Raw genomic sequence first — 26043 nt, forward strand, 5'->3', positions numbered from 1 at the left:
AAAGGCAATTAATTTATTTCCAAAATGTGCACTTATGATTCGATAAATTAGGGTACCTACATAGAAAAGCCTCCTCTTACAGAGAAGGCTCGTATCTTTAGTTATTGTATTAGCCCAAGGCTTTTTAATCCGTTATATATCCCGGAATTGGTAACTTCCGTTGTTTTGTGCTTTGCGTAAGCAAATAAATCAGGATGTGCATTACCCATTGCAAAGCCTTCACCAACAAATTGAAGCATTTCTTTATCGTTCATACCATCTCCAAATGCTATCGCACATTCTGTAGGTATTTGAAGATGTTCTAGTATTTTTTGTACAGCAAAACCTTTGTTCACTTTATGGCGTATTACATCGTAGCAATGACGCATACCCTCCACATTTACTTGTGAAAGGTGGATGCCTTCCTGTTGATACAATTCTAATTCATGCTCCTTAAGATGGATAAGCGTTATACCTAGAATGTCATTTGCAATGGAAGGGGAATAAGGAACATTGTATTGTAGATGAAATCTTTTAATAAAATCAACCACATAAGGTGAATCTAGATCGGTAAAAGCATTTTGTTCACTAGTATAAAATACAATCTCATGTTGATGCTGTTTTGCTATTTGAAGATAATTTTCTACTAATGAAGAATCCATTGCCTCTTTCACAATATCTTTCCCATTTAATATAGCGTAGGCGCCATTATAGCCGATATAGGAGTTAATATCTAATTCAGCTGCAATATCAGAAATTTCATGCAGAGGTCTTCCCGTTGCTAGAAAAACCTCTATTCCTTGGCGCCTAACTTCCATTATGGCTTTTTTCGTAGAAGCTTCAATTGTATCATCTGGACGCATTATTGTACCATCAATATCTAGAAATAATATTTTGTAATGTTTCATGTCTGTCTCCATCTAGTTATTTTTTATCTAAAATCATTTTATCATAAAAGCATTTTAAGTACCTTTCAAGTGCATCCACATAGTATGTCCTACAAACCCATATGAAGTAGCGATAAAGCAAACAAATTGCCTTCTTATCTTATTCCAATTAATACAAATTATTTTCTGTAACGATGCATAACCACTTAACAAATCACGTTTTTGCTGTATAATATAATAGGATTAATTACAGCTTTATACCCTATTATTTTTATTAAATAATCGATTTATTTTGTTATATTTAAGCAGAAAGAGAGTGTTCAGTAATGGGTCGTAAATGGAATAATATTAAAGAAAAGAAAGCTTCAAAAGACGCAAATACAAGTAGAATTTATGCTAAATTTGGCCGCGAAATATTTGTTGCAGCGAAACAAGGAGAGCCAGATCCTGAATCAAATCAAGCATTAAAATTCGTGCTCGAGCGTGCAAAAACATATAGTGTGCCAAAACATATCATAGACCGTGCGATTGAAAAAGCGAAGGGCGGTTCGGATGAGAACTATGACGAGCTTCGTTATGAAGGCTTTGGTCCAAATGGTTCTATGGTGATCGTGGATGCCTTAACAAATAATGTGAATCGCACAGCATCTGATGTAAGAGCGGCATTTGGTAAAAATGGCGGTAACATGGGAGTAAGCGGATCTGTTGCTTATATGTTTGATTCAACTGCTGTAATTGGTATTGAAGGAAAAACTGCTGATGAAGCTCTTGAATTGTTAATGGAAGCAGATGTTGATGTTCGGGACATTATCGAAGAAGAAGAAACAATTATTGTTTACGCAGAACCAGAAAACTTCCATGCAGTGCAGGAAGCATTCACAAATGCGGGGATTACAGATTTTACGGTTGCAGAAATTACGATGCTTGCACAAAATGAAATTACTCTTTCTGATGATGCAAAAGCAAAGTTTGAAAAATTAATTGATGCACTTGAAGATTTAGATGATGTGCAACAGGTTTATCATAATGTCGATTTAAGTGAATAATACTCTTTCATGACCAAAGTATAGTTAGACCAATACATTTTTGGTTTGATTCTTTTAAAATCCATAATGATTTACGGGAATAAAAATCATCGTTTTTACTTTGATAAACAAAAACTCACTTTTTGTATGAATTATTTGCATATGAAAGGTGGGTTTTTTATTGTATTTAGATGATGTAGACTGTGAGTTTGAAGAGTATTTTATGACTTGAAAATTAAGAATTATTCTCTAAAAAAAATGAAGAATGCAAAGAGACAGAAGTATAAATTCTATCTTTTCTTTTCGAATAAATTTAAAATAAATTATAAAAATAAATGCTTGATAGGATACATCTATCAAAATGGGAGCCGGAATAATGTATAACGAAAATATTAAGAAACAGTTTTTAAACGATAACAAAACTGCATCAGATAAGTTGTTTTCTTTTTCAAGTTATTATGAGGAAATGTATAAAATGGATTTGTGTGATTTTAATCTAAATCAATATAAAATATTTATTACAGAAACAAGAAATAAAAGTAAAGAAGATTTGTTTGAAATAGTCGAACGTATTAATGATTATGTTGAATGGTCAATAAGAAAGGGGATAAAGCTAAATAACATCAATCCTCTTTCGATACTAGATGAAGAATGGATGGAGGATTTTTTTAAATAAAAAGGGGAAGAAGATAATCGGGTATTTACAATAACCTTCTAAGATCAAATGCTTCCGATGATGTTGGTCTTATTTATAAAATTTTGGCGCAGTTGCTTCAGGAATTGTAAAAAATAAAGGTAAAATGGATAATTTATCCTATTTAATTTGACTCATGTAATTATTACAAATTATGTTTACAATAATGTATGAATATTAATTTACCCCCCAAGTAAAATTTCTGAACTTTCTACCCAACTGATATCCAGTCTAATTGGCTGGATATTTTTTTGTTAAAGAAATATCATGATAGAGTTTCATTAAGTTATTGCAAAAATTAGCATATTCCTTATAAAAACATATTAATTTCATTCGTAAAATGAGACTATTAAAAGTGAATGTATCAGTATTTTTTATTTAGACGTTGTGCAGCAAGTGTATCATTAGGGGAGTAATGTAATTTTTACAACAGTATAAATACGGCAAACCTTATTTATCATTATAAGGTCTGCCGTATATTTTACTTATTTTTAATAGCTCCTTCGACGTCATACAAGCTTACATCTATTTCTGTATCCAATCCCATCGCCAATTTTGCCAGCTCTGAGCCAATATATGGTCCCATAGTTAAACCAGACGCTCCAAGTCCATTAGCGACAAAAATACCGTCAAAGCCAGGTAGCTTTCCAATGATGGGAAGAAAACCAGGTGTAAATGGCCGAAACCCAACTCTCGTTTCCAGCAAGGTAGCACTTGCTAAATCGGGTGCAAGCTCTAAAGCTTTATGTAAAATTTCTTGCATTCCACCGGCTGTAACTCTTGTATCAAAGCCTGTATCATTTTCATGGGTCGCTCCTGCTACAATTTTGCCTCCATTAAAGGCTAATAAATACTGGTCGGTTGGAGGCATAACAACCGGCCATTTACTCGTTTCAATACCGGGTAATAGTAAATGAAGTATTTGCGCTTTTTGAAAGGTAACCTGAAAATCTAGGCCAAGAGGTGCCAAGACTTGATTTCCCCATGCACCAGCCGTTACAATCACACAATCAGCTTGAATACAATTTCCTTCAACATTTACTCCTGTAATCTGTTTTCCGTTAGAAAGTAAAGTTGCTTCACCATGAATCATAGTCGCACTGTGCTTTTTGGCGCTATTTAATAATGCATCCCGAAGTGCACGGCCATCGACCCGAGCTGCTCCACTGACATGAACAGAGCCGTAACCGTCCGCTAGCAATGGAAACTTGCTTTTTGTTTCTTTTGGAGAGAGGATCGTTACATCTCCCATTTCAGGTGCTTCTTCTTTTCGCTTGAGAGCTCTCTTTTCCATCGTAACTAGCTTGTCATGGTCAGAATGGATGCTGATTGCCCCAACTTTTGCATATCCCGTATCCGTTTCTCCGTCTTTTTCAAGTTCTTTTATTAAAGTAGGATAATATTTAGCACCGCCTTTTGCCAATTGGTACCACGCTTTATTTCTCCTTTGAGAAAGCCACGGACATACAATTCCTGCTGCCGCATCGGTTGCTTGGCCAATATCCTTTCGATCGACAATTACTACTTCTTTTTTTGCCTTTGCAAGGTGATAGGCGGTAGCTGCTCCTAATATACCTGCTCCTATAACTATATATTTTTTCATGTTCATGACATCCTTTAAACTCTAGCTAACATTATTCTAAATATCTAAATACCATGTTTTATAATACCAATGGAATACACAGTGAAACAAGTATATATGCATATAAAATCCTAAATCAGCAAAATATACTTTTTAAAATAAAATACGAGTTTGATAAAGTATTGATAGGTGTCTTTACAGATGACTGGTTAAGTGTTATATTTCAAATGGAATTAATACATGAATCTTTTATTCCACAAAACTATTTTTTAAAAGGAGTACTATATGGAAAACAAGCAAACAGTGTCGCAAAAAAAGTTGCTGTTCATATCCGGAACAGGCTGGATGTTTGACGCCTTAGATGTAGGAATTTTATCCTTCGTAATCACTGCCCTTGCAAAGGATTGGAATTTGAATCCATCCCAAATGGGTTGGATTGGTAGCATCAATTCCATTGGTATGGCAGTCGGAGCGCTTCTTTTCGGAATTCTAGCCGATCGATTCGGTCGAAAATCGATTTTTATGATTACCTTATTATTTTTCTCTATAGGGAGCGGATTATCCGCATTTGCCCCAACACTAACAATATTTTTAATCTTACGTTTTTTGATTGGAATGGGTCTAGGTGGAGAGCTACCTGTGGCTTCTACACTTGTTTCTGAGAGTGTAGCCACAAAAGATCGTGGAAGAATTGTTGTTTTATTGGAAAGCTTTTGGGCAGGGGGCTGGTTAATAGCAGCACTTATTTCTTATTTCATTATTCCGAAATTCGGATGGCAAACCGCTTTATTAATTTGTACAATACCTGCTTTTTATGCCTTATATTTACGCTTAGGCTTACCAGATTCACCTAGGTTTCAAACGGTAACAAAAGAAAATCGCCAATCTGTATTGAAAAAAATACAAGAAGTTTGGTCGAAAAAATATGCGAAACGCACTTTGATGCTTTGGGTTGTTTGGTTTACTGTCGTATTCTCCTATTACGGAATGTTTTTATGGCTTCCAAGTGTTATGGTTCTGAAGGGCTTCAGCATGATTAAAAGCTTTGAGTATGTTTTAATCATGACGCTAGCTCAGCTTCCAGGATACTTTACAGCTGCGTGGCTTATTGAAAAAGCAGGGAGAAAATTTGTATTAGTTACTTTTTTAATTGGAACAGCTATTTTTGCATATCTATTCGGTAATGTTGAAAGCTTAACTTGGTTAATGATATCCGGAATGTTTCTTTCATTCTTTAATCTAGGTGCATGGGGTGCTCTTTATGCATACTCTCCAGAGCAATATCCAACTGTTATCCGTGGAACAGGAACCGGTATGGCAGCAGGCTTTGGCCGAATAGGAGGTATTTTCGGACCATTACTTGTAGGTAATTTAGTAGCTCAAAAGGTATCGACTGATTATATCTTTACGATCTTCTGTATCTCTATTGTGATTGGTGTACTGTTTGTATTATTTCTTGGCAAAGAGACGAAGCGAATGGAGCTTGAATAAAGGAAAAAAGGGCTATCTCAGATGAGATAGCTTTTTTCGTATAAAATTCTGTATAAATTTGATTGTATTTTCGAAATTAAATACATATAATCAATAATAACAAGACGTTCAAATTTATTTGAACGTTAAATAAAAATTGTAGGTGACTAAATGATGCAAGAGCAATTAGAAGTATATGAAATTACGACTTTGGAGGAGGCAAAAATCTTAACCAATGAGTTAAGGATGAAAATATTTTCAGTTTATTTTGATCAAAAGCCTAGAACTGCGAAGCAGCTTGCAGATGAACTAAACCTCTCAGCTTCCAAGGTCCATTACCATATTCAAGAATTGGTGAAGGCAGGGTTTCTTTTTCTATACGATACAAATGAAGTGAACGGAATTATGGAGAAATATTATTTGCCAATTGCCAAGGACTTTCGAATTCTTATCAATCAATTAGATATAGATGGCAGACAACAGATTGTGGATAGAACATTGAGTGATATGAAGAAACAACTTTTACAATCGATAAATCAAAACAACACAAACGTTTTTAGGACATTACATTTGCATCTTAATCAAAATGAAAAAGAGGAATTGGAAAAAGAACTGATTTCTATAATGGAGAAGTGGGAGAAACGAATAAAGGAAAGGGAACCAAAAGGGGAAAAAGGCTATGGGGTTCTTGTTTCCATGTTTGCAAAATAATCAATAAGCGGGGGGATTCGGTTGGCAGGAAATAAGGGGTTTCATACATTTTTATTCATATGGGGAGGGCAGCTTGGCTCATTATTAGGTTCCAGCTTAACTTCCTTTGCATTAGGGGTATATATTTTACAAAAAACAGGCTCTGTATCCAATTTTGCGATTACACTAGTATGTATGTCTGTACCAGGACTATTAATTTCACCATTTGCAGGAGCGCTTGTAGATAAATGGAGTCGCAAAGGGATGATGCTTGCGAGTGATTGCTTGTCCGGATTAGCGACATTAGGGATATTTTCCTCCGTATTTTTTACTGAGCTACAGTTATGGCATATCTATACAGCGGTCATTATGTGGTCCATTTCTGGAGCCATGCAATTTCCTGCCTACCAAGCAATAGTGGCACAGATTGTGGAAAAAAAACATCTTGGTCGGGCAAATGGCTTAATCCAGATGTCAGACGCTGCCTCAAGCATTGTTGCACCGCCTATTGCCGGAATATTGCTACCTATTATCCATATACAAGGGATTCTCCTCATGGACTTTTTTTCATTTTTTATTGCCATATTCTCATTGCTTTTGGCGAAAATACCTCCTTTTGTTGCTTCGGAATTATATAGAAAAAAACAGTCTCTATTATTAGATATTAAAGACGGTATTCAATATTTACGTTTTAACAAAGCTTTATTGTGGTTTTTAATGTACTTTTCGATGGCTAATTTTATATTAGGCTTTGAAAATGTATTGCTGCAGCCGCTCATTCTTTCCTTAAGTGATGCTAAAACCCTTGGATTTGTCATGTCATGTTTTGGATTAAGCATGGTTTTAGGAGGGCTGGTAATGAGCGCTTGGGGCGGTCCGAAAAGAAAGACAAGAGGAGTCTTTGGATTTGGACTCATTAGCTCCGTTTTTTTCACCTTTATATGGGGAACGAATTTTATTCCGGTCATGTGCGTATTTATCTTTATTTCCTTTTTCTTTTTGCCGTTTGGAAATACCTGCTCACAGGTTATTTGGCAAAGCAAAGTAGATCCTGGCATTCAAGGTCGTGTCTTTGCATTACGAAGAATGATTGCTATGTCACTCATGCCAATTTCCTATTTACTTTCTGCACCATTATTAGATCATGTATTTACTCCGTTCATGTCTCCACCAGCCATCGGCAGCAAATTGCTTGGCGGATGGCTGGGCGTAGGCGAGAATAGCGGAATACGATTATTTTTAATGACTTTAGGATTAATATGGATAGGAACAACAATTATTTTATCTTTTCACAAAGAAATTAAGTTATTGGATGACGATAGTAAAATAGAGGAAGAAACTCTCGCAACTACTGTTTAATCGGCTTTATTGTCTGCACTTTGTGCAGGCTTTTTAATTTGGAAAATAATTGTTGGTGGTATGGTTAAAACTATATTAAGAAAATCTCATTTCTGTAGGAAAAAAGCGTGAAAAGAAGGCGGATGATATGCGAAAATCAAAGGTTCAAATTCTGCTTTTGTTTTTAATAGCCAGTATTATTTGGATTTTCTTGACTGAATATATAATGAAATTTTTAGATTTGAGTCTATCCGTTGTCCTGGTTGTAGAAAGAATTAAAGGGATCTTTTACATTATTTTAACAGGTGGATTTATTTATTTTTCTCTAATAAAAAAAGAAGAATATGACTTGATTAAACAGGAGCAAAGGAAGCTATCCACTTTAATTAATTCTATGGTGGATTATGTTATTTTTAAAGATGGGAATGGACGTTGGATTCAAGCAAATCAATTTTGTTTAAAGCTGTTTCGATTAGAATTTGTAAATTATAAAGGAAAGACCGACGACGAACTTATAAAATATACCCCCTTTTACCGGAAGACACTGCTTCAGAACAAAGATAGAGATGAGCTTGCATGGAATGATGGAAAACAATTTCGGAGTGAAGAAATAATTCCACTCCGAACTGGAGAAACAAAAACCTTTGAAACCATAAGAGTACCGTTGAAAAATCCAGACGGAAGCAGAAAGGCGTTAGTAGTGATTGGTAGAGATATTACTAAAATGAAGGATACAGATGATCACTTGAGGAAAACAGAAAAGCTCTCGGTTGTAGGAGAACTGGCAGCTAGCGTTGCTCATGAAGTGCGAAATCCACTCACTTCTATTAAAGGATTTATTCAATTATTGGAATCAGGAGAGAATAAGAACAAAGCATACTTTGATATTATTCTTAAAGAACTGGATCGCATCAATGAGATTGTAGGGGAGTTGCTTGTATTAGCCAAACCTCAGGATATAATATTTCAAACATGTAATGTTGTTCCTATATTAAAAGATGTCTGTTCATTATTGAAATCTGAATCTAATATGCAATCCGTTGAATTAATCTTACATGTTGATGATGATATTCCGTCGATTAACTGCAATGTAAATCAATTAAAACAAGTATTCATCAATATTATAAAAAATGCAATCGATGCCTCCTATAAGGGTGGAGAAGTAGAAATCATAGTGAAAAATCAAAAAAACGGCTATGTTTTAACTCAGATAAAAGATAATGGAATAGGGATATCTGCCGAACGTCTCCAGCGAATAGGCGAACCTTTTTATTCTCACAAGGAAAAGGGAACTGGCCTTGGATTAACCATTTGCTTCAAAATTATTGAATCTCACCGTGGAAAAATATTATTTGAAAGTGAACTTAATAAAGGAACAACAGTGGACATTTTGCTGCCTATACAATCATAAGTTTATAGTAATATTGTTATGTAAACTAAAAAGTTTATTTAAAAGGATGTGCTCCTTTAGACACATCCTTTTAAATAATTATTTTGACCAATGAGTTTGAATAAACTCGTCACGCCCAGATTTTTTACGGTCTTCTTTATATTCATCGGGACTCTTTTTATAAAAGTCCTGATGATAATCTTCAGCAGGGTAGAAAGTAGCAGCTGGAAGGATTTCCGTAACAATTGGCTTTTTAAATTTACCACTATCTGCTAAAGCCTGCTTGGATCTTTCAGCGATTTCCTTTTGTTCCTCTGTATGATAAAAAATAGCGGTACGGTATGAATCGCCACGATCTTGGAATTGACCTCCTGCATCCGTTGGGTCAATTTGCTGCCAATAAATCTCCAGCAATTTTTCATATGGAAACACGGAAGGATCAAACGTTATCTGTACCACCTCATAATGGCCACTAGTACCGGATTTCACATCTTTATAGGTAGGATTCTCTAAGTGACCGCCTGAATAACCTGATACCACTTTTTCAATGCCATCCCACTGATCAAAGGGCTTTACCATACACCAAAAGCATCCGCCTGCAAACGTTGCTAGTTCTAAATGATTCGTCATGTTGAATTCCTCCAAAAAAAAGCACGATTTATTTAGGATATTATCATGTTCATAGATTGGAATCAATTAAGACACTTTATTCCTTTCTGCCAAGTAGGAAAAAAGCATGAGAAATTTGGGAAAAAATTTATCTTTGATGTTCTTAATAATGAAATTCCACAATATAAATGATGTATATTAAGGTGATGCCTCCTTACCACTATCAAACGGAGACACTCGGTCATGCTGTGGGTCCAAAACCTTAGACGCTTGTCGTCAAGAGTGTGATGTGAGGAGGGGTTAAATGCCCCAATCAAAATAATAGAAAAAATAATGATGCGTTTCTTTATGAAGAGTCGCATCATTATTTTTTTTATAAACAAAGAGACAAATAGATAATAAGTTCTATAGGGAGTTAAAAAAGGGGGAGTGGACGATTGACTTATCATCAAAGAATGTCTTTCTTTGCTGTTATCGATTCATTTATCGTGCTAACCGCTATATTCCTAAGCCGATTTTTGGTTACAGCATCCTTTTATGTTGTCACTATTCCAATTCTCATTAGTTCCATTGTTTTACTTATAAGCCACCATTTTTTCTCGTTTAGATTTAAACTATATAAAAAAGCATGGGAATATGCGAGTGTAGATGAGTTGTTAATTATTTGCAAATCGGTTACATTTTCTGTTATTACAGCAGGTCTTGTGCAGAAACTTATTAATCATGAAATATTTTTTCGTGTTCTAGTTGTTACTTGGCTACTTAATATTTTATTAATAGGTGGATCACGCTATTGCTGGAGAATTATCGGAGACAACGTTCTTTATAAAGTTCAAAATAAAAAAAGAACTCTAATCATTGGTGCTGGAGCTGCAGGACTAATGGTAGCTAGACAATTAAAACGTTCAAAAGATGCAGGGCTTTTGCCTGTAGGATTTATTGACGATGACAAAAAAAAGATGCATCTTGATATATTAGGAATTCCTGTATTAGGAAAGGTACCGGAAATAGAGCGAATAGTTAAGGAGAAAAATATTGATCATATCATTATTGCGATTCCTTCTTTGAAAAAAAGGGAACTAACGGTTATTTTCAATGAATGTCTAAAAACAAACGCAAAAACACAATTACTTCCTATGATTGAGGACTTACTTACCGGAAAGGTATCTATTAATCATTTTCGCGACGTGAAGGTAGAGGATTTATTGGGACGTGATCCCGTCGAATTAGATATTGAAAGTATTTCGGAAAACATTACTGATAAAACGATTTTAGTTACAGGAGCAGGTGGTTCTATTGGCTCCGAAATTTGCAGACAAATTTCAAATTTTGCCCCCAAAAAATTAATATTACTCGGTCATGGTGAGAATAGCATTTATACCATTAACTTAGAGTTACAGAATCACTTTTCCCATACATTTATAGATTATATTCCGGTCATAGGGGATCTTAATGATCTAAATAAGTTGATGTCTATCATGAAAACCTATAAGCCTGATGTTGTTTATCATGCTGCTGCCCACAAACATGTACCATTAATGGAGAAGTATCCCGAGGAAGCAGTTAAAAATAATTTAATCGGAACGGTAAATCTAGCAAAAGCCGCAAGTTCAAATAATGTCGAAACATTTGTCATGATTTCCACGGATAAAGCTGTTAATCCAACAAGTGTTATGGGAGCCAGCAAGAGACTTGCGGAGATGATGGTTCAATATTTCGATACCGTAAGCGAAACAAAATTTGTTGCCGTAAGATTTGGCAATGTTTTAGGAAGCCGAGGAAGTGTTGTGCCTTTATTTAAAAAGCAGATTGAGAATGGTGGACCTGTGACAGTGACACATCCTGATATGGTTCGTTATTTTATGACCATTCCAGAGGCATCGAGATTAGTTATTCAAGCGGGATCCCTGTCCAAGGGTGGAGAAATATTTGTACTGGATATGGGAGAGCCAGTTAAAATAGTGGACTTGGCCAAGAATTTGATAAAGCTTTCCGGTTACAATGAGGATGAAATAGATATTACATTTACTGGAATCAGAGCTGGAGAAAAACTATATGAGGAATTGCTTCAAAAAGATGAGGTGTATGAGCAGAAAATTTATCCCAATATTTATATTGGGAAAACATCCAATATTTATATAAATGAAATCGAAGATATTATGACTAACTTTTTGCACCTAGATAAGGAAGAGTTAAAAAGACGACTCTTAGATTTAGCTAACAGCCAAAAGATAGACCATGCAATATTACATGCATCAATATAAAAGCAGAGTTTTTATCTGCTAAGGCTAATTTCGCACAGATTGTTGCCTTTCGTATAAATTCATCAACCCGTATAACTCAAATACTTCGTGGTTTCTTTTCGTGAGAAAATTTACAAAAATTACCTATTAACTTTGTATATGACCTATATTAAGGTCTAAAAGCAACAAAGTGTACGAAAAGAGCTTTTGTTAAAAACAGAAATGTTGGATGTGATTTTTTGAAGAGAATGATAGATGTATTGTTGTCGTGCCTGTTGCTTCTGTTATTACTGCCCTTCATTCTAATCATTGGTGTTTTCGTTCGAATCAAGCTAGGATCACCCATTCTATTTAAACAGAAGCGACCAGGATTGTATGAGAAACCATTTTATCTATACAAATTTCGAAGTATGACCGACGAAATGGATCGGCATGGACAATTGCTGCCTGATGAACAGCGATTAATTCCGTTTGGAGTATTCCTTAGAAAGTATAGTCTAGATGAACTGCCACAGCTTCTTAATGTCTTAAAAGGTGATTTGAGCTTAGTTGGACCAAGGCCACTCTTAATGGAATATCTCCCATTATATACAAAGGAGCAAGCAAAAAGACATTTAGTAAAGCCAGGGATAACTGGATGGGCACAGATAAATGGCAGGAATACGCTCACCTGGGAGGAAAAATTTCAGCTTGATGTCTGGTATGTTCGACACCGTTCCCTATTTCTTGATTTTAAAATTCTATGGTTAACAGTCCAAAAGGTCCTGAAAAAAGAGGGTGTCTCACAGTATAACCATGTTACGATGGAAAAGTTTCAAGGAACTTTTCCACTTGAAAGAAAGGATAATAGATTATGAGAATTCTATTATCGGAAGAGGTGAATTAAATGCTAAAGTTAACAAAAAACAAACGTATTTATCTTTCCGCACCACATATGAGTGGAAATGAAATGAAATATATACAAGAAGCATTTGATTCCAATTGGATTGCACCGCTTGGTATTAATGTAGATGAATTCGAGATAGGAATCGCAAATTATATTGGAGCCAAGGGAGCTGTTGCAGTTAGTTCCGGAACTGCAGCCATTCACTTGGCTTTATTATTATTAGATGTTACTAGAGGAGATACGGTGTTTTGTTCCACTCTCACATTTGTCGCGAGTGCAAATCCAATTCTTTATCAAGGCGCCGAGCCTGTCTTTATTGATTCTGAACCAGAATCCTGGAATATGTCTCCCGATGCTTTAAAGAAGGCATTTGAGGATGCGGCTAGGAAAGGAAAGCTGCCTAAAGCCGTTATCATCGTAAATCTATATGGACAATCTGCTAAAATGGATGAACTGCTTTCCATTTGCAATGCTTTTCAGGTTCCAATTATAGAGGATGCAGCGGAATCGTTAGGATCCAAATATAAAGGAAAATATAGCGGAACATTTGGGAATTATGGAATATTCTCGTTTAACGGAAATAAAATAATTACCACATCCGGTGGGGGAATGCTTGTATCGGATAATGTAGAGGAATTAAAAAAAGCTCGGTTTTTAGCTACTCAAGCCCGTGATCCGGCCATCTATTATCAGCATAGCCAGTTAGGATATAATTATCGGCTCAGTAATGTTCTGGCTGGCATCGGTAGGGGCCAATTAGAGGTTCTGGATGAGCGGATTAAGCGAAAAAGAGAAATTTTTCAACTATATGAAAATGAATTGAAGAATCTTCCCAGTATCCATTTTATGAAAGAAATGAAGGACAGCTTTTCCAATAGATGGCTAACAGCAATAACCATTAATGAAAAGAAGGCTTGTATCACTGTGCAAGAGATTATTGAAGCATTAGCAGAGGATAATATAGAAGCAAGACCAATATGGAAGCCGTTACACCTACAGCCACTTTTCAAAAATGCTCCATACTATTCACATAATAAAGAAGAAAGCATATCCGAAACATTATTTTTAACAGGTATTTGCTTACCTTCTGGTACGAGTATGACAATGGAAGATCAGTTAAGAGTAATTAATTCCATAAAACAATTACTGGCTCATTCAATATAGTATAAAAGCTGATGTGGAGGTCTATATGGATAAAACAATCCAATTTTCTGATATGTTAACCATTCTAAAAAGGCGTTGGCTATTCATCGTACTCCTTACCTTTCTTGCGGCTTCCATTAGCGGTATTCTTTCTTATGTTATATTAAAACCTGTCTACCAGGCATCCACACAAATCTTAGTAAACCAAAAAAATCCAAGCACTCAAATAGATACATCATTCCAGCAAAGTAATGTCGATTTAATTAATACCTATAGAGATATTATAAAAAGCCCTATCATATTGGAAAAGGTAATCCATAATCTAAACCTCGATATGTCTATTGAAAACCTAAACAAAAATATTACCGTCACAAGCCAGCAAAATTCACAAGTATTTACTCTCTCAGTGCAAAATAATAACCCAGCAAAAGCTGTAGAAATTGCCAATAATATTTCCGATACCTTTCATGATGATATTCCAAGTATTATGAAGGTCGATAATGTTAATATTCTAGCGAAGGCAGAGTTAAAACAAAATCCAATTCCTATTAAACCGAACAAAATATTGAATATTACTATCGGTTTATTAGTAGGCTTTATGTTTGGTAGCGGAATAGCATTATTACTGGAAATTTTAGATAGCACCTTAAAAAGCGAGGACGATATTATGGATGTTCTTGGTGTGTCTGTAATTGGTACCATCCCAAGAATAGAAAAAATATCGACTAGAAGAAAAAGGAAATTTGCAAGGAAAAACGCGGGAGTTGAGACAATTGCCACAGAAGCAAAGGAATCTGGATAAAAAGGAAATCAGTTTAGTTGCTTATTATAAACCTCAATCGTACATTACAGAACAATACCGTTTGTTAAAAAATAATATCCAATTTTCTTCTGTCGATGAGGAAATAAAATCTATTGTTATCACTTCTCCTGAACCAGGGGACGGAAAAACTACTACATCTGCCAATTTGGCGATTGTTCTCGCCCAGCAGGGGAAGAAAGTTATTTTGGTAGATGCTGACCTAAGAAAGCCATCTATTCATTATTGCTTTAATTCAAGTAATCTACATGGGTTAACGAATGTATTGACCAAAGAAATCAGCCTACAAAGTGCAATTTTAAAAACACATATTCACCATTTAGAAATATTAACTAGTGGACCAATACCGCCAAATCCGTCGGAACTATTGGAATCCAAGGCAATGGAAATGATTCTTTTTCAGCTGCAAGAGAGTTATGATTTTGTCGTTATCGATACACCTCCTATTCTTGCCGTTTCTGACTCACAGATTTTAGCAAATAAGTGCGACGGGGTCATTTTGGTAGTATCAAGCGGCAAAACGCGAAAGGATGCAGCCTGGAAATCTAAAAATATTTTGCTTCGTGCAAATTCCCGTTTAATCGGTGTCGTCATGAATGGTATGGTGCAAGAAAGAGGAGAGGATTATTATCAATATGGCCCATCATCCAAATAAACGACCTTTGAAATCCTCGGCAATTAGGGAGATGAATGGTTTAATCGATACCCATAATCATATATTGCCATCCATAGATGATGGGCCAAAGAATTTGTCCCAGTCCTTAGAAATGGTGCAAGACGCAATTAATTCAGGGATTACTCATGTTTTTGCAACTCCTCATCATAGGAATGGACAATATGTGAATTCCAAAAAACACATCCTCCTCCTTGTGCAGGAGCTAAATTCTTACTTAAATCGTGAAAATATACCGCTTTATATTCATGCAGGACAGGAGGTAAGAATTCATCTCGACATCTTTTCCTCCATAGAAGAGGATGAAATACTGACAATGAATGATGGGGGAAAATACTTATTGCTGGAGCTCCCACCTATTGATCTGCCCCGAAATACGCAGGCAGTGGTCTATGAATTACTCTTAAGGGGAATTGTCCCAATAATAGTTCACCCGGAGAGAAATACCTTTCTGCAGCATAATCCTGAAAAAATATTCGATTTGGTCCAAGAAGGAGCACTCATTCAGTTAACAGCAGGAAGTATAACCGGTGCTTTTGGGAAAAAAATACGTATCTTTTCAGAAAAATTATTACAGCATCAATTAGCCCATTTGGTAGCATCTGATGCACATAACTGTACAAAAAGAGGATTCCTATTAAGGGAAGCGTATGAAATGATTACGGAATCCTTTGGTTTCGAACGCACGCTTTCCTTACAGGCAAACGCAGAGGCTCTCCTAAGTGGTAAACCAATCTTGACTGCACCTCCTGTACCAATAAAGAGAGGAATCTTATCTTTTATGATTAGCAGGTGAAGGATGGTGTTTGTTAAGTTGCATTCACTAGAAGCCAATTCTTATAATCATCGAAATAACCTTCTATTTAAAGCTGCTTTAATAATCATGGCGATTTTATTACACCAATCACAGGTAATATTGGGGATTAATATCTCTTTTTCCGATATTTTTTGCTTTGTTCTTTTTCTTCTTTTATTAATAAACAAAGAAGCAAGGATACCTGTTGCACCAACGATTTTCTTCTTAGTCGTTTCTATTACTGTATTATCATCTGCAGTTTTTTTTATTCCAGCCATTGTCATGTATAATCCTTCGGCAATGTCGTTAGCCAATGATTATATGAAGCTTGTGGCTATTTTTATTTACTTTATCGTTGGTTACAATCTTACAGAAAAAAGGTACGTCCTAAAAACGATAAAATGGTATTCACGTTCCGGAATAATGATTGGCGGATTAGGAACTATATTCACACTTTTTCATATTCATTATCTTTCTAGTCTTTTGTTTTTTGATAACACGAGATATAGGGGATTGATGATTGATCCAAACTATTTCTCCGTATTGCAAATATCTGCTTTTGTATATTTTAGCCGAGTAGAAATGAAGATGCGATATAAGTTAGCCGCATTTTTTGTTTTACTTTTTTCCGTGTTAATATCAGGTTCCAAAACGGGCATCATGACACTTATTGGCTATTTCACTTTTCGTCTTTGTGAATACATTCTGTTAAAAAGAAAAGGAATGCTCGTTATAATCGGACAATTGCTTGTTCTTGGGTGTTTACTTATCCTAATACCTGTTGTAGTGGCTTCTTTAGATTATATTTTCCAGTATTTAAGTAATGTAGTGCCCTCCTTTTCAAGAATACAGCTGCTTTTTACCGACTTTAGCGGAGCCTTTTCGGAAAATGGTTCCGGCAGAACCGTAACATGGGAAGTTGCTTTACACCTTATACAGCTTTCACCGCTTATTGGTATTGGCATCGGTACTTATTCGAGTATTGCAAACGAATTATTCTATGAAAATCATATTTCCCATAATACGTTTTTGCAATTATCTTCTGAATGGGGGTTACCGCTTGCATTTCTCTTTTTTATGTATATCTTGATTATCCTCTGGAAGGCAACCACAGCCAGAGTAAACAACAGCACTAATACGATATTAAGAGATATTATTATTATCCTATTATTAGGATCATTAGCTATTTCTTTAAATAATGCAAGAATTCTTTGGCTCGTTTTAGGTGCGTTAGTATCTTCATTAAAGCAGAATGATTCGGTCAAAAATGCGGGGGAGAAAGATGTTCAAGAGATTTTACCTTTATATCAAAAGGAAAAGGAATATCATGCATAGCTTCCTTGAAAATGCAGATTATATGTCTGCAGGAACTTATGCGTACGATAACAGTATTAAATATATTGCACGTTGCGACCCTTCTACCATCCATAAAGCGGATGAAATTTTTCAAAAGAATTATTATCAATTATGTATAAGGCTTCTTATTTTAGTGTTAAGAAAAATACTGTTTAATCACAAAATTAAGATTGCCCATATTCATCTGGACAAAGAAAACTTTTCCGGATCTGTCTTTAGACCTGTACGAAGTATAACAGGCTATAGTGACAGCAGAATATTCGACTTTGATCATCATAAAGTGATGAATATCTTCGCTAGAAAAGAAGTTTTTTATTCTACCATTAATCACTATGAATATTTCAAGAAGTATTTTCCCATTCCTCCCATGTTGATGAAGGATGAGGAAAATTTGTTCATTATGGAGGAATTAATTCCATTTAAGCAATTTAATAAGTGGGATGAGAACGACTACTCTTATGTTATAGAAGAATTATTTTATCGGTACTTAGAATATTTTAATGACTGCAAACAAAATGGAAATTTTTATTACAAGAACTCTCTTTCGTTATATCAGTCAGAGAGTGAAGCAAGTGAAATCCAATCGTTCTTCAAAGAAATTAATCCATGTTTATTAACGATGAATTTTCCATGTTTAAAGCTGCATGGGGATCTTTGGACGGCAAATATCATGCTGCTAGAGAGGGCAACCAATCAAATATATGTTATCGACTGGGAGTATTCCAATGATTATATATTCTTTTATGATATATTCCATTTAATATGGCTTGAGTTATATGTAAATAATAACGAATTTTATCTTTATAAATATATCCATGGTGAAATGGATATTTTTTTTGAAGGGATTTTTACTTTATTTGATTTAACCTTTCAAAAGGAACATCGTTTGGATTATTTATATATTTACTTTTTGAATTTTCACAAGGAAAGGGTAGTGCATTTACATAAAAGCGAAAGACAACATTTTATTCATCGGTTCAAAAAAACAGTAGAATCCATAAAGAAAGAAGGTACGAAGCATTTATATAAAAAAATAAGTCAGTAGGCGATTTGATGAAAAAAACCGTGATTATATTAATGCTAGTCACAATTATTTCGAAAATATTAGGATTTGCAAGGGATATCACATTATCGTATTTCTACGGGGCATCTAGTATCAGTGATGTTTATTTAATTTCCTTAACTATTCCTGCCATTATATTTTCTATCGTCGGAAAAGGGATATCCGTAGGATTTATTCCTATGTATACCCGAATCGAAAATAAAAGCGGGTCGCAAAAAGCATCCTTATATACCAATAATCTTTTAAATTTATTGATCGTTATTTCAATGGTCATATTTCTAATCGGTATTATTTTCACGGAAACGATTGTAAAGCTGTTTGCTTCCGGCTTTGAAGGGGAGACCCTTGCTCTAACCGTCCAATTCACACGAATTTCACTTACAAGTGTATTTTTTACCGCATTAATATATGTTTATTTAGCGTTCCTACAAGTTAAAGGAGCGTTTATTATTCCAGCTATTATGGGATTACCTGCCAATATTATCACGATTGGCGCTATTTTTTTAAGTTCCTATACAAGCATATATATTTTAACACTAGGAATCATATTATCCAGCTTGTCTCAGCTTTTGCTGTTATTTATATTTAGCTACAAGCATGATTTTCGATATAAATTCACACTAGATTATAAGGATGAAAATATAAGAAAAATGGCGATTTTAGCTTTACCTGCAATAGTTGGAACTTCGGTCGCGCAAGTAAATTTGTTAGTGGATCGGACACTTGCATCCCGAATCGTGAAGGGAGGGATAACAGCCCTCGATTATGCTAATACATTGAGTGTTGTGATTATTGGCGTGTTTGTACTATCCATCAGTACCGTGCTATATCCTAAAATATCGAAATTGATTGCAGAAGATAATATAGATGGAATGAAATCCGTGTTTTCAAATGCTATTAACATTATCAATATTTTAGTCATTCCTGCTGCAATAGGATGTATGTTCTTCGCAAAGCCAGTCGTGGAATTACTTTATGGAAGGGGTCGGTTTGATTCTGACGCAATAGAAATGACATCCTATGCCTTGTTTTTTTATTCTATTGGAATCATAGGTTTAAGCCACAGAGAAAATTTATCCAATGCATTCTATGCTCTTCAAGATACGAAAACACCAATGATTAATGCAGGGCTGGCAATGCTTCTTAATATTATTTTGAATCTTATTCTATCCAGAATACTAGGGATTGGTGGCATCGCATTAGCCACGAGTATATCGACGACCTTTTGCACTTTTTTGCTGATAGTGAGCTTGAGGAAAAGGTTGGGAAAGCTAGGTTTGAAAAAGCTGTCTTTCTCCTTTGTAAAAATTATTACCGCTTCAATCGTAATGGGAGGGATAAGCAAGTATTTTTATAACATATTAATAAGCAAAATTGGCATTATATCTACGTTTTTTCTTTCCGTAACGTTAGGAGTTTTGGTATACATTGCTATTTTACATCTTTTAAAAGTAAAGGAAATTGACATGATCGTTTTACTGCTAAAGGGGAAATTAAAGAAATCATTCGCTAAGGAAGCCGCTTAAGGGCCATACTTAACGGCAGGAGGAGTTCACATGAAAATTTTGGTTGTTTCTACTGTGTCAGGAACGATTAATTCTTTTTTAATTCCACATATAAAATGGTTAATCGAGCAAGGAAATGAGGTTAGCATAGCCTCTAATTACGTGGAGGACATGGACAAAGAATTAGTGGAGCTTGGTTGCTCCACTTATTGGATTCCTTTTCAAAGAAATCCCTTCAAAATAGATAACTATAAAGCTATAAAAAGTGTAAAACAAATAGTATTAGAGGGAAATTATGAGATGGTGCATGTTCATACTCCTATTGCCTCCTTACTGACCAGGTTCGCATGCCGAAAAATAAAAGGGCTTAGAATGGTTTACACTTGTCACGGATTTCATTTTTTCAAGGGAGCGCCAAAGAAGAATTGGCTTATTTATTATGCATTAGAGAGATTAGCTGCAAGATGGACAGATGTATTAATTACTATGAATGAAGAAGATTATGGTTATGGCATGAAATTATCATTAAGATCGAATATCCCTTGCTATAAAGTACATGGGGTTGGAATTGACTTAAATAAATTTTCCCCGATTACGCCAGAGGAAAAATTAACTTTGCGGGCGGAGTATCAATATGCTTCCGATGACTTCATTGTTATATATGTTGGCGAGTTAAGCCATCGAAAACAGCAAGATTTATTAATAAAAGCCATTAGCAGACTTCATAAAAATATCCATTCTATAAAGCTTTTACTTGTTGGTGACGGAGAAATGTTAGAACGATATAGAAAGTTGGCAGCTCATTATGATTTAAACAATCATGTAGAATTTTTAGGGTACCGAAGGGATATCCATAACCTTATGGCTTTGTCGGATATTGCAGTTTCCACATCCAGACAAGAAGGTTTGCCAGTAAATATTATGGAAGCCATGGCTACAGGCTTGCCCATAGTGGTGACTAATAGCAGGGGCAATCGAGATTTAATTACAGACCATTATAACGGTATTGTTGTTGGAATAAATGATGATGAAGCATGTGCAAGCGCAATTGAAAAAATATATATGTCTAATAAAATACAAAGTTATTTTTCTAAAAATAATTTGGATAGGATCCAAGCATATAATATAAAAAACATTCTTTCGGAAATGGCAGTAGTTTATTCTAAAATATTGGACGTCAAGAAGAAACCATTAGGAAATACTATAAAGCTACAGAATTATGGTGAGGAGCGAAAAATATGAGCGCTGAGCTTCGTATTGCCTATATTTTACAAATCCACAAAAACCCTGAACAAGTAAATAAGTTTATTGAACAGCTTAGTGCCGAACAAAACGCAGATGTATATGTTCATATTGATAGGAGACATTACGATCAATTAAAAAACAAGATAGTAAACCATTCAAACGTGACGGTTTTAAATCAAAGTTTGATTTGTGAGTGGGGAGATTTTAGCCAGGTCGAAACAACTCTTCTGTTACTGAGAGAAGTTTTATCTACACAGAAACATTATGATTTTGTCTGCTTAAAAAGTGGTCAGGATTTATTAGTAAGAGAAGGCTTCCACGACTTTCTGGCGATGAACAAAGGGAAAATATTTATGAATTTTTTAGATATAACATGGAAGAACAAAGGGGTAATTCTCCTTAACTGGCCAAAGGTAACACGACATAGATATAAACCCTCCCATCCATTTAGAATGTATAGAAGAACCATAAAGTTCTTATATGATAAAGGTATTAAGATTTTCCCCAATACAAATTATTGGCAGGGTGATTTTGAGCTTTATTGTGGTTCACAATGGTTTACGATTTCCTTCGAAGCAGCACAGTATATTACTCGCTTTATAGATGAAAATGATTGGTTTTATCGATATTTTGAAAAAACCTATACACCGGATGAATGGTTCTTTCACACGTTATTAATGAACTCACCATTTAAATCACAGATAGTTAATAACAACCATGTTTTCTTAAAAAAAGGGACAACAATAAGAGATAGAAATTCTCCTGTCTGTTTGACGGAAGCTGATATATCGATAATCGAGAAATCTCAGCAATTTTTTGCAAGGAAATTCGATGAAGCAATTGATAACAAAGTCATAGATTACTATGTGAATAAGATTTGTGGAGCAATCTCAAAAAGTAATTTTAATCATGAAAATTAATGGTGATATGAAAGCGGTGATATTATGAAGCTATCTTATAAAGAAATAGAAAGCCTCAGCAATCAATTCGGTACATCCTTTTATGTATTCGATGTTCATAAATTACGTGACAATTATCGAAAATTACACACAGCATTTCAAAGCAGATATCCAAACTTGATCATTGGCTATTCCTATAAAACGAACTATGTCCCTTATTTATGTAAGGAAATGGATTCATTAGGAGCTTATGCAGAGGTTGTTTCTAAATTAGAATATGATTTAGCTGTAAAAATTGGGGTGGATCCAAAGAAAATTATATTTAATGGACCGATAAAATCATGCGAGGATATTAAAGAAGCACTGGATAATGAAAGTTTACTAAATATTGACTCCCTTTATGAAATGGACCATGTCATTTCCTATTGTATAGACAATCCGGATCGGCACATAAAAATTGGAGTTAGATTAAACTTTGATATTTCTCGTTCCGGAAATAATGTACTTCAAGAAGGGTATGAAAAAAGCAGATTTGGGATTTGTGTTGCAAATGGAGATTTCGAACATGTACTTAGGAAATTCGCAGAAATAGAAAATATTATAGTTAGTGGACTTCATGCACATTTCTCCACGAAGGAAAGAAAAGTAGAATCCTATTGTTCCATTACAGAAGAGCTTTGTCGCATTGCTAAAAAATATAGGCTGGACACGATAGAATATATAGATATTGGCGGAGGATTTTATGGGGAATTACCTCCAGCGTTTGCTGCCCAAGCACCAAGCTTTGATGATTATGCAAGCGCCATTTGTGGGGTTCTTAACCGCGAATTTCCATACGAGAACAGGAAACCTTATTTAATATTGGAGCCGGGAATATCCTTAGTGGCGAATGTATTTACTTTTATAACAAAGGTCGTCGAAACGAAAAGTATAGATGATCAATTTTTTGTAGTCGTAGATGGAAGTGTTCATAATATAAAACCAACCATGCATAAACGCAATCTGCCTATGCATTTTTTTTATAGCCGCGAAGAAATTCAGGAAATCTGTCACTTTCATTTAGTTGGATATACATGTATGGAAAAGGATTACTTAGCTTTTGATGTGGAAGGGAAGCTTCCTGCTAAAAATGATTATATTTCGTTTGAAAATGTCGGGGCCTATACCATTGTTTTTAATCCTCCTTTTATAAAAGAACGTCCGGCTATTGTAGCATTTGACCATAATTCCTATATACAAATTCGAAAAAAGGAAACTCTAAAAGAGTTTCTTCATGAGGATTTATATTTATTTTCTTAGGGGAAGGGATATCATTGAATATTTTAATTACGAGTGCGGGCAGACGGGTTAAATTAGTTCAGTACTTTAAGGAGGAGCTCCAAAAAATTGGCGGGAAATTGATTGCCATTGATTGTGATTCAACAGCACCGGCTCTACTATTTGCAGATTACGCTGAAACGGTTCCAGTAATTACACATCCGGATTATATCCAAACAGTTAAATATCTCTGTAAAAAGTATCAAGTTCATGCATTACTGAGCCTCATAGATCCGGAATTAAGCATATTAGCCAACCATAAAAGTGAGTTTGCTAAGGAAAATATAAAAGTGATTGTTTCTAAGAAAGAATTAGTTGATATTTGTCTAGACAAATATCACACCTTTAAATTCTTACGAAAACATGGGATACCTGTAGTACCTACTTATGTAAAGAAAGATGATATTTTAGCAGACATTGATAACCAAAAGCTTTTATTTCCATTGATCATGAAACCCAGATATGGAAGTGCAAGTATTGGAATCGCGAAAATCCAATCAATCGAGGAATTGGATACGCTTTGGCTAGAAGATGATCAGCAAGTTATCCAGCCTTTCATTAGCGGGGATGAATTTGGAATGGACGGATATGTCGATTTGGTGAGCCTTGAAGTTACAAATATTTTTTGTAAAAGAAAAATAAAGATGAGGGCAGGTGAAACGGATAAATCTGTATCAATCTTGGATGATGAGCTTACCCAGCTGATGAGGAAAGTAATTAGTCTGTTAAAACCAATCGGTCCCATCGACATTGATTGCTTTAAAACAGATAAAGGATATCTCCTTTCTGAAATAAATCCACGATTTGGAGGCGGATACCCTCATGCACATGAAATGGGACAAAATTTTGTGAAAAATATCCTACACAACTTAACAGGAAAACCAAACGAAGTGATGGTTGCTAATTATGACGAAGGGGCTGTAATGATAAAGTTTGATGATGTGATGGTTCTTCCTTCGATTGGAGTGAAATTGGAATGTATAAAGTAATATCATATAAAGAAAGATCAGTGTGGGAAGAAAAATTATCACAATTAAACAAAAGAGATCTATTTTATCAACATACCTACTGTATGTTGAATCAATTTACGGGAGATGGCGACCCTTTTTTATTTTTCTACGAGGATGGAAGCGGGAATAGGCTTTGCTATGCATTTTTAAGAAGAAAAATTAATGTATTAGAATTTATGAAAGAAGAAACAGAATCGGATATTTATGATATTATAACACCCAGCTATGGCTATGGAGGGCCATTGTTTAATGAATTAAATACACAATTTTTAATAGATTTTAGACGAGAATTTGAAAGTTATTGTAAAAAGGAAAATATTATTTGCGAATTTATTCGCTTTCATCCTTTATATCAAAATCAATCGTTATTAGAGACATTAATGGATATATCGTATGATAGAGAAACCATTTTTGTAGATTTAACAAAAAGTGAAGACGAAATTTATCATGATTATCATAAAAATCATAAAAGAAATATGAATAAAGCAAGTAAAAATCAGTTGAAATTCAAGGTTTTTCAACACGAGAACCGTTTTCATGTCATCGAGAAATTTTATGAGATGTACAAAAACACAATGAATAAGGTAAAGGCATCATCCTATTCGTACTTTTCTTTGGATTACTTGGAAGAACTAATTAAAGGTTTTTATCATGAATCTATGATAGGGGCTGTTTATCATAATGAGCGGATGATTGCAGCAGCAATATGCCTTTATGATGGCAATGCCCTTCATTATCATTTGGGCTGTTCAGAGGAAGAATTTCTGAATCTCGGCTCCAATGTCTATCTCCTTCACAATATAGCAATTTGGGGGAAACGTAATGGTTTAAGTATTTTTCATCTAGGTGGGGGACATATCGGCAGAGACTCTCTTTTTCAATTTAAGCATCGGTTCAATCCGAGTGGGACATTACCTTTTTATATCGGCAAGAAAGTACATGATCCAATTCTATATAACCATTTAGTTGCTAAATGGGAGAACTATTACCAACAAAAATCCTTACCAGAATTTTTTCCGGCGTACCGTGGAAAAGTACGAACTCCTGAGAATTCATATGGCAATTAAAAAAAGAGGAAACGCTTTTTGTTCCTCTTTTCTCTATATAAATATTTTTTTTATCTCTTTAAATCGTTAATGCATTACTCTATGGTAGGCGACCAATCTGAGTATAGGCCGCTTCCATTACAGCCAGGGCAATCAATTGGTGCCGTATAGGCAGTAAAAGCGGGGATAAACCCTCTGCCGCTACAATCCGGGCATTTTCCCAGTGATTCCATAGTTGAACGATGCTTCTCATATCTATCTGCTCTCCAATTGGAAAATGCATTTAGCAACCCCACCGAAAATCACCTCCGAACTTGAGCAAGTCTTGTGGCAAGCCAGCCTTAATATTTCATTTATTCCATTTTTATTATCTCCAA

At 35.0% G+C, this 26043-nt stretch carries 24 protein-coding genes; 20 read left to right on the plus strand and 4 right to left on the minus strand.

What is annotated here, in order from left to right:
• Positions 1 to 101: 101 nt before the first annotated feature.
• A complete protein-coding gene (locus tag KHA87_RS06500) occupies positions 102 to 887 on the minus strand; it encodes a Cof-type HAD-IIB family hydrolase (protein WP_213093275.1) in 786 nt (261 codons plus the stop codon).
• 305 nt (positions 888 to 1192) lie between these two features.
• On the opposite strand from KHA87_RS06500, the gene KHA87_RS06505 reads away from it, so the two are divergent.
• Both KHA87_RS06505 and KHA87_RS06510 read left to right on the plus strand, forming a co-directional pair.
• The gene (locus tag KHA87_RS06505) at positions 1193 to 1912 is read left to right on the plus strand and encodes a YebC/PmpR family DNA-binding transcriptional regulator (RefSeq protein WP_213093276.1); all 720 of its coding nucleotides are present in this window, start codon (positions 1193 to 1195) and stop codon (positions 1910 to 1912) included.
• 355 nt (positions 1913 to 2267) lie between these two features.
• The gene (locus KHA87_RS06510; RefSeq protein ID WP_213093277.1) at positions 2268 to 2567 is read left to right on the plus strand and encodes a phage lytic cycle repressor MrpR family protein; all 300 of its coding nucleotides are present in this window, start codon (positions 2268 to 2270) and stop codon (positions 2565 to 2567) included.
• A 499-nt stretch (positions 2568 to 3066) separates the two neighbouring features.
• Here KHA87_RS06510 and KHA87_RS06515 read toward each other — a convergent pair whose 3' ends face one another.
• Complete coding sequence (locus KHA87_RS06515; protein WP_213093278.1) at positions 3067 to 4188, minus strand: NAD(P)/FAD-dependent oxidoreductase; 1122 nt, start codon at positions 4186 to 4188, stop codon at positions 3067 to 3069.
• A gap of 264 nt (positions 4189 to 4452) precedes the next feature.
• Between KHA87_RS06515 and KHA87_RS06520 the strand changes: the two genes are divergently transcribed.
• The 4 genes from KHA87_RS06520 (at position 4453) to KHA87_RS06535 (ending at position 9076) form a co-directional block, all read left to right on the plus strand.
• Positions 4453 to 5658 (plus strand): MFS transporter, encoded by a 1206-nt coding sequence (locus KHA87_RS06520; RefSeq protein WP_213093279.1) that lies wholly within the window; start codon positions 4453 to 4455, stop codon positions 5656 to 5658.
• 153 nt (positions 5659 to 5811) lie between these two features.
• Complete coding sequence (locus KHA87_RS06525; protein ID WP_213093280.1) at positions 5812 to 6348, plus strand: ArsR/SmtB family transcription factor; 537 nt, start codon at positions 5812 to 5814, stop codon at positions 6346 to 6348.
• 21 nt (positions 6349 to 6369) lie between these two features.
• On the plus strand, positions 6370 to 7686 hold the full coding sequence (locus KHA87_RS06530) for an MFS transporter (RefSeq protein ID WP_213093281.1): 1317 nt from the start codon (positions 6370 to 6372) through the stop codon (positions 7684 to 7686).
• 127 nt (positions 7687 to 7813) lie between these two features.
• Positions 7814 to 9076 carry an ATP-binding protein gene (locus KHA87_RS06535; RefSeq protein WP_213093282.1) on the plus strand — a complete coding sequence of 421 codons (1263 nt, stop codon included), beginning with the start codon at positions 7814 to 7816 and terminating at the stop codon, positions 9074 to 9076.
• Between the two features lie 78 nt (positions 9077 to 9154).
• Here the strand turns inward: KHA87_RS06535 and msrA are convergent, their stop codons facing one another.
• On the minus strand, positions 9155 to 9685 hold the full coding sequence (gene msrA, locus KHA87_RS06540; protein ID WP_213093283.1) for a peptide-methionine (S)-S-oxide reductase MsrA: 531 nt from the start codon (positions 9683 to 9685) through the stop codon (positions 9155 to 9157).
• Positions 9686 to 10101: 416 nt separating this feature from the next.
• Here msrA and KHA87_RS06545 point away from each other — a divergent pair, with 416 nt between their 5' ends.
• The 14 genes from KHA87_RS06545 (at position 10102) to KHA87_RS06610 (ending at position 25687) form a co-directional block, all read left to right on the plus strand.
• Positions 10102 to 11928 carry a polysaccharide biosynthesis protein gene (locus tag KHA87_RS06545; RefSeq protein ID WP_283249417.1) on the plus strand — a complete coding sequence of 609 codons (1827 nt, stop codon included), beginning with the start codon at positions 10102 to 10104 and terminating at the stop codon, positions 11926 to 11928.
• Positions 11929 to 12146: 218 nt separating this feature from the next.
• Positions 12147 to 12764, plus strand: a complete 618-nt coding sequence (locus KHA87_RS06550; RefSeq protein WP_283249418.1) for a sugar transferase — start codon at positions 12147 to 12149, stop codon at positions 12762 to 12764.
• A gap of 29 nt (positions 12765 to 12793) precedes the next feature.
• Positions 12794 to 13957, plus strand: a complete 1164-nt coding sequence (locus KHA87_RS06555) for an aminotransferase class I/II-fold pyridoxal phosphate-dependent enzyme (protein ID WP_213093284.1) — start codon at positions 12794 to 12796, stop codon at positions 13955 to 13957.
• Between the two features lie 25 nt (positions 13958 to 13982).
• Positions 13983 to 14738: a YveK family protein gene (locus KHA87_RS06560; RefSeq protein ID WP_213093285.1), complete on the plus strand. Its 756-nt coding sequence runs from the start codon at positions 13983 to 13985 to the stop codon at positions 14736 to 14738.
• Positions 14710 to 15411 carry a CpsD/CapB family tyrosine-protein kinase gene (locus KHA87_RS06565; RefSeq protein ID WP_213093286.1) on the plus strand — a complete coding sequence of 234 codons (702 nt, stop codon included), beginning with the start codon at positions 14710 to 14712 and terminating at the stop codon, positions 15409 to 15411. The genes KHA87_RS06560 and KHA87_RS06565 overlap by 29 nt, the downstream gene beginning before the upstream one ends.
• Entirely contained in the window at positions 15353 to 16225 is an 873-nt protein-coding gene (locus tag KHA87_RS06570) for a tyrosine-protein phosphatase (protein WP_213093287.1), read from the plus strand. Before KHA87_RS06565 ends, KHA87_RS06570 begins: the two co-directional genes overlap by 59 nt.
• A 3-nt stretch (positions 16226 to 16228) precedes the next feature.
• A complete protein-coding gene (locus KHA87_RS06575; protein ID WP_213093288.1) occupies positions 16229 to 17560 on the plus strand; it encodes an O-antigen ligase family protein in 1332 nt (443 codons plus the stop codon).
• Positions 17553 to 18626, plus strand: a complete 1074-nt coding sequence (locus tag KHA87_RS06580) for a phosphotransferase (protein WP_213093289.1) — start codon at positions 17553 to 17555, stop codon at positions 18624 to 18626. The genes KHA87_RS06575 and KHA87_RS06580 overlap by 8 nt, the downstream gene beginning before the upstream one ends.
• Before the next feature lie 8 nt (positions 18627 to 18634).
• The gene (gene murJ, locus KHA87_RS06585) at positions 18635 to 20170 is read left to right on the plus strand and encodes a murein biosynthesis integral membrane protein MurJ (RefSeq protein WP_213093290.1); all 1536 of its coding nucleotides are present in this window, start codon (positions 18635 to 18637) and stop codon (positions 20168 to 20170) included.
• 30 nt (positions 20171 to 20200) lie between these two features.
• On the plus strand, positions 20201 to 21391 hold the full coding sequence (locus KHA87_RS06590) for a glycosyltransferase family 4 protein (protein WP_213093291.1): 1191 nt from the start codon (positions 20201 to 20203) through the stop codon (positions 21389 to 21391).
• Positions 21388 to 22314 (plus strand): beta-1,6-N-acetylglucosaminyltransferase, encoded by a 927-nt coding sequence (locus KHA87_RS06595; RefSeq protein ID WP_213093292.1) that lies wholly within the window; start codon positions 21388 to 21390, stop codon positions 22312 to 22314. Before KHA87_RS06590 ends, KHA87_RS06595 begins: the two co-directional genes overlap by 4 nt.
• Positions 22315 to 22338: 24 nt before the next feature.
• The gene (locus tag KHA87_RS06600; protein WP_213093293.1) at positions 22339 to 23592 is read left to right on the plus strand and encodes a type III PLP-dependent enzyme domain-containing protein; all 1254 of its coding nucleotides are present in this window, start codon (positions 22339 to 22341) and stop codon (positions 23590 to 23592) included.
• Between the two features lie 14 nt (positions 23593 to 23606).
• A complete protein-coding gene (locus KHA87_RS06605; RefSeq protein ID WP_213093294.1) occupies positions 23607 to 24599 on the plus strand; it encodes an ATP-grasp domain-containing protein in 993 nt (330 codons plus the stop codon).
• Positions 24587 to 25687, plus strand: a complete 1101-nt coding sequence (locus KHA87_RS06610; RefSeq protein ID WP_213093295.1) for a GNAT family N-acetyltransferase — start codon at positions 24587 to 24589, stop codon at positions 25685 to 25687. Before KHA87_RS06605 ends, KHA87_RS06610 begins: the two co-directional genes overlap by 13 nt.
• A 74-nt stretch (positions 25688 to 25761) precedes the next feature.
• On the opposite strand, the gene KHA87_RS06615 is transcribed toward KHA87_RS06610, so the two are convergent.
• A complete protein-coding gene (locus KHA87_RS06615; protein WP_213093296.1) occupies positions 25762 to 25962 on the minus strand; it encodes a methionine aminopeptidase in 201 nt (66 codons plus the stop codon).
• Positions 25963 to 26043 lie beyond the last annotated feature (81 nt).

The organism is Bacillus sp. FJAT-49736 (genome assembly GCF_018343615.1).
Lineage (GTDB): Bacteria > Bacillota > Bacilli > Bacillales > Bacillaceae_C > Margalitia.

Bases quoted from the DNA above. Each gene is read 5' to 3' on its own strand.
- KHA87_RS06590 (WP_213093291.1), top strand. From the start codon at position 20,201: ATGAAAATTTTGGTTGTTTCTACTGTGTCAGGAACGATTAATTCTTTT.
- KHA87_RS06570 (WP_213093287.1), top strand. From the start codon at position 15,353: ATGGTATGGTGCAAGAAAGAGGAGAGGATTATTATCAATATGGCCCAT.
- KHA87_RS06610 (WP_213093295.1), top strand. From the start codon at position 24,587: ATGTATAAAGTAATATCATATAAAGAAAGATCAGTGTGGGAAGAAAAA.
- KHA87_RS06600 (WP_213093293.1), top strand. From the start codon at position 22,339: ATGAAGCTATCTTATAAAGAAATAGAAAGCCTCAGCAATCAATTCGGT.
- KHA87_RS06505 (WP_213093276.1), top strand. From the start codon at position 1,193: ATGGGTCGTAAATGGAATAATATTAAAGAAAAGAAAGCTTCAAAAGAC.
- KHA87_RS06555 (WP_213093284.1), top strand. From the start codon at position 12,794: ATGCTAAAGTTAACAAAAAACAAACGTATTTATCTTTCCGCACCACAT.
- KHA87_RS06580 (WP_213093289.1), top strand. From the start codon at position 17,553: ATGCATAGCTTCCTTGAAAATGCAGATTATATGTCTGCAGGAACTTAT.
- KHA87_RS06595 (WP_213093292.1), top strand. From the start codon at position 21,388: ATGAGCGCTGAGCTTCGTATTGCCTATATTTTACAAATCCACAAAAAC.
- KHA87_RS06500 (WP_213093275.1), bottom strand. From the start codon at position 887: ATGAAACATTACAAAATATTATTTCTAGATATTGATGGTACAATAATG.
- msrA (WP_213093283.1), bottom strand. From the start codon at position 9,685: ATGACGAATCATTTAGAACTAGCAACGTTTGCAGGCGGATGCTTTTGG.
- KHA87_RS06560 (WP_213093285.1), top strand. From the start codon at position 13,983: ATGGATAAAACAATCCAATTTTCTGATATGTTAACCATTCTAAAAAGG.
- KHA87_RS06575 (WP_213093288.1), top strand. From the start codon at position 16,229: ATGGTGTTTGTTAAGTTGCATTCACTAGAAGCCAATTCTTATAATCAT.
- KHA87_RS06520 (WP_213093279.1), top strand. From the start codon at position 4,453: ATGGAAAACAAGCAAACAGTGTCGCAAAAAAAGTTGCTGTTCATATCC.
- KHA87_RS06525 (WP_213093280.1), top strand. From the start codon at position 5,812: ATGCAAGAGCAATTAGAAGTATATGAAATTACGACTTTGGAGGAGGCA.
- KHA87_RS06535 (WP_213093282.1), top strand. From the start codon at position 7,814: ATGCGAAAATCAAAGGTTCAAATTCTGCTTTTGTTTTTAATAGCCAGT.
- murJ (WP_213093290.1), top strand. From the start codon at position 18,635: ATGAAAAAAACCGTGATTATATTAATGCTAGTCACAATTATTTCGAAA.
- KHA87_RS06515 (WP_213093278.1), bottom strand. From the start codon at position 4,188: ATGAAAAAATATATAGTTATAGGAGCAGGTATATTAGGAGCAGCTACC.
- KHA87_RS06510 (WP_213093277.1), top strand. From the start codon at position 2,268: ATGTATAACGAAAATATTAAGAAACAGTTTTTAAACGATAACAAAACT.